Raw genomic sequence first — 3,937 nt, 5'->3', positions numbered from 1 at the left:
TATATTTAGGATTATCACTAAATTCGTTAGGATCATCCGTTATTCCTGATTTTTTATCTGTTTTTACTTGATATTGATCAATAATCCATTCGATAGCTGGCCTTCCACTAACCACATACTCATAAGCTTTCTCTGGTATGTTCGAGATAGTTATTGAATTATTGAAAATAATAGTGTCTAAGGCTCCTTTTTTAGGATGTTTCATCTTAGTCACTTTATAATCATCAGAGCTAACTGACACCGTCACTCCAGGGTATGACACTTGTTTCTCGTAATTCAGATGCAGATTAGATAACTCCTTTCCAATCCGAATAAACGCTTCTTTATTTCGGACTAGCGGAATCCGCGCCAAGCTCTTTTTTAAATCATTGGCATACATATCCCGATATTCGGGTGAATGAAGCAAACCATACACATAATAAACAATGTCAGCCTTATCAATATCATAATTGCCTACTACATTGTCATATTTAACGTCAAGAAGCCCTGTCGTATCTTCCAAATTCTTCAAAAAACCTTTACCGGACGTAAGCAACGCATATTCTGGAACGTTATTTGTCATCAAGACAGAGAACTCGGAATTTGTGGACACATACAAAACCTTGTCATTAAGTGACATCGCAGTATCGTAGTTTGACGGACGGTGAATTAAATCTCGTCCATAATACAACCTTTTTCTGGACAGAGGATAGAAATATTTTTATAAGTTTATTAAATAACGAAGGAGCAACTTTAGCTACAAATCTTGCTATTTGTAAATCTACATTTTTTTATTGAAAAATAGATAGTTTATAGTTACAGTTGCAACTGCTTTAGCCGCGATTAAAATACTTTTCTCATTCATTTTAAATAAAGGGCTATGATGGGGATAATTTCCGCCGTCTTCAGGCTGTGCACCAATGTAAAAGAAAGTACTTGGTACAACTTGCCCATAATATGAAAAATCTTCAGAAGGATTTTGTGGTCCTAAATCGACTATATTATTGACTTCTGAAATATTCTGATCTTTTAAGCTGTCAACTACAAAGTGAGTGAGATTTTCTGAATTAAAGAGTACAGGATAGTTATCGTCATAATCTACAATCACTTCAACCCCAAAGGTTACTCCAACGCCTTTAGCAATTTGTTTCACTTGGTCTCGGATGACTTTTCTAGTTGTTTCTTTCATCATCCGAACATCCCCTTTTAACACTACTTTATCTTGTATAGCATTAAAACTTCCTGCTCCATCAAATGATCCAATAGTTACAGTACCCATGTCAAATGGATCTATTCTTCTTGAAATTACTGTTTGGAGTTCAGTTACAAAGTAACTAGCGGCTACTATTGCATCATTACTTAATTGTGGCATAGAAGCGTGACCTCCGTTTCCTTTGATTGTAATGGTGAAATTAGAACGTCCCGTTTGAGTTTCTTTATTATGATAGGCAATGACCCCTGTTTTAATTGTAGTCATCACATGAACCCCGATCATATTATCGACACCGTCAAGAGCTCCTGCTTTAATCATACCTTTGGCACCACCAGGAGATACTTCCTCTGCTGGTTGATGGACAATTCTAACTCTTCCCGGAAGTTCTTGTTTTATTTTTACTAGTTCTCTAGCAAGTACCATCAAATATGCAGTATGTGCATCGTGTCCACAGGCATGCATTACTCCTGGATTGACCGATTTAAAACTTAAATCATTATCTTCAAAAATAGCAAGAGCATCAAAGTCTGCTCTCAACGCAAGAGTTTTTCCGGATTTTCCACCTTCAATATCAACGATGATTCCAAATCCCTTTCCGATAAGTTTTGGTTCACAGTCAAGTTCTTTATAAAAGCCCATAATATACTTAAATGTTTCTTTTTCTTGAAAAGAAATTTCTGGGTATTGATGAAGATGACGCCTAATTTGAATCATTTCATTCTCATATTGTGTTAAGCTAGTCAACAAATTATTAAGTAGTTTCATATGATACCTCTAAACTTTCTACCCGAATTGCTAGTTGATTTCATTGGAAAATAAATAAGTCGTGCTATCCTAATCTTAAACCACTAAGCATTAGAAAGCGCACGACTTATATGACTTATAATAGCACACTTCCAAAAGTTTTTGTTTATTTACTGACAACCATTGAGACGCTTTATCAAACGAGTGTTCCCCTTGAGGTTCAAAACCGAAAGAACGTCCATCTCGCAACATCAGATTGCTTAGTTATCGCTTGTTACCTCTGGGGCGTACTGCATTTTAGTGAAACACTTAAAGCTAAGCACCAATTGGCTCAAAGTTTATTTCCTAATTTCCTAGAATATTCTCGCTTTGTCCGCCGTTGTAATGCCCTCTTACCGAGTATCCAAGTCATTCGCCAAGCACTCGTCTTTAAAGAGGTTGAAGGAATTAGTGTATCCATTATTGACAGCTTCCCCATTCCTTTGTGTCAGCCTATTCGTAATTTCAGAAGCAAAGTTCTTGGAGATTATGCAAATGTTGGCTACAATTCTACAAAGGGACAGTACTTCTATGGATGTAAATGTCATGCTTTAGTCAGTGAATCAGGCTATGTCATAGACTACACAATTACTCCTGCTTCAATGGCTGATCGTTCAATGACCGAGGAAGTGTTGAGTCAATTTGGGACACCAACAGTCCTTGGAGATATGGGATATCTAGGTCAGTCACTGCATGATAGGCTGGAATTAAAAGGAATTGATCTAATTACACCTGTCAGGAAGAACATGAAGCAAAAGAAAATCCTTTTCCCTAATTTTTCAAAACGTAGAAAAGTGATTGAGCGAGTTTTCTCTTTTTTGACAAATCTAGGAGCTGAGCGTTGTAAAAGTCATTCGCCTCAAGGTTTTCAATTGAAATTAGAGATGATACTTTTAGCGTATTCTTTACTGTTAAAATCAGCTAAATCACTGGAACCAGAGACTTTAAGATATTCTATCGGGTATCAAGTCATGGATAAATAATCAACTAGCAATTCGGGTTATATCATAATTAAAAAGAATATTGTTCAAAATTTAGAAAAAAAAGTATATTCTGACGAATCGTGTTTTAAGTTCAGAATATACGTTTTGCTTTTGTTTAAGACACTTTAAAAATAGCATAATATTTATATCAACAACTAAAATCACTTGCAATTTATAAGCGATTTTTTGATTAAAAATATCCTCATACTCTCATAAAGTTGCCATAAAAATCGTTTTTTATTGTTTTTTAAACTTTTGAAAAACTAGAACCGCTTAACCATGCGTTTTTGTCGATTATATGTTTCGGAATAACAAAAATTTTTCCGAAACTTATTATTTCTAGAGTGAAAATCATTAAATTCCCTTTTAAAAATTTTTTCTTTTTTTATAATGAGAAATCTCTTTCAGTCAGAAGTAAATTTTACTATGGAGATTTTAAAATTAATGACTGAGATTTTTGATGGAAATATTTATTTAAAACTGAACTCAAAAATTATTTTCGAAAGATATTGTTCATTTTGTGTTTAAATATTTGATTGTAGTCCAATAAAATATAAATGAATCTTTATCAATATTTATAAAAAGGAGAAAATTAAAACAAAAAAACTGATCACAGCACATAATGATCAGTTTTTAGCGCCTGCGCTTAGATTAAGAAGAGCAGTTTTTGATTAGTACGGTAAAATAATACCGTATAGATAGTCTTAAGGTCAAAAATAGAGAGATGTGTTTAATGGAGTACCTTAAACATAAGTGCCAGCAAATGCTGGCTTTTTTATTTTCTTGTTATTTGAAGTGCTATAATTATTGGGTTAGTAAATTAAAAAAATGAATCACATCTCTTGAATACGCGTTCTAAAAGTGCTAAATTAAAGTAAGAAAAAGATTATAATCTTTAGAAAGAGGTGGCTTATGATTTGGTCATTAATTGTTGGTGCATTAATCGGATTAATCGCTGGTGCGATTACAAAAAAGGGAA

The 3,937-nt window shown here is 33.8% G+C and carries 3 protein-coding genes; 1 reads left to right on the top strand and 2 read right to left on the bottom strand.

What is annotated here, in order from left to right; all coding sequences use genetic code 11:
• Together ABT232_RS38215 and ABT232_RS38210 are read right to left on the bottom strand one after the other, a co-directional pair.
• On the bottom strand, window positions 1–670 hold a 670-nt coding region (locus ABT232_RS38215), incomplete at its 3' end, for a type ISP restriction/modification enzyme (RefSeq protein WP_351849382.1).
• Between the two features lie 90 nt (window positions 671–760).
• Window positions 761–1,957 carry a M20 family metallopeptidase gene (locus ABT232_RS38210; protein ID WP_015082999.1) on the bottom strand — a complete coding sequence of 399 codons (1,197 nt, stop codon included), beginning with the start codon at window positions 1,955–1,957 and terminating at the stop codon, window positions 761–763.
• Window positions 1,958–2,067: 110 nt separating this feature from the next.
• On the opposite strand from ABT232_RS38210, the gene ABT232_RS38205 reads away from it, so the two are divergent.
• The gene (locus ABT232_RS38205) at window positions 2,068–2,958 is read left to right on the top strand and encodes an IS982-like element IS982B family transposase (protein ID WP_351849380.1); all 891 of its coding nucleotides are present in this window, start codon (window positions 2,068–2,070) and stop codon (window positions 2,956–2,958) included.
• The last annotated feature ends 979 nt before the right edge of the window (window positions 2,959–3,937 follow it).

The sequence above is a fragment of the Streptomyces sp. NPDC001532 genome (assembly GCF_040298625.1).
Classification (GTDB): Bacteria; Actinomycetota; Actinomycetes; order Streptomycetales; family Streptomycetaceae; genus Streptomyces.
The sequence above is the reverse complement of the archived record's forward strand: the minus strand, read 5'-3'. Positions and strand labels throughout refer to the sequence as shown.

Excerpts from the sequence above, each read along its gene's own strand:
- ABT232_RS38205 (WP_351849380.1), top strand. The coding sequence starts at position 2,068 with ATGACTTATAATAGCACACTTCCAAAAGTTTTTGTTTATTTACTGACA.
- ABT232_RS38210 (WP_015082999.1), bottom strand. The coding sequence starts at position 1,957 with ATGAAACTACTTAATAATTTGTTGACTAGCTTAACACAATATGAGAAT.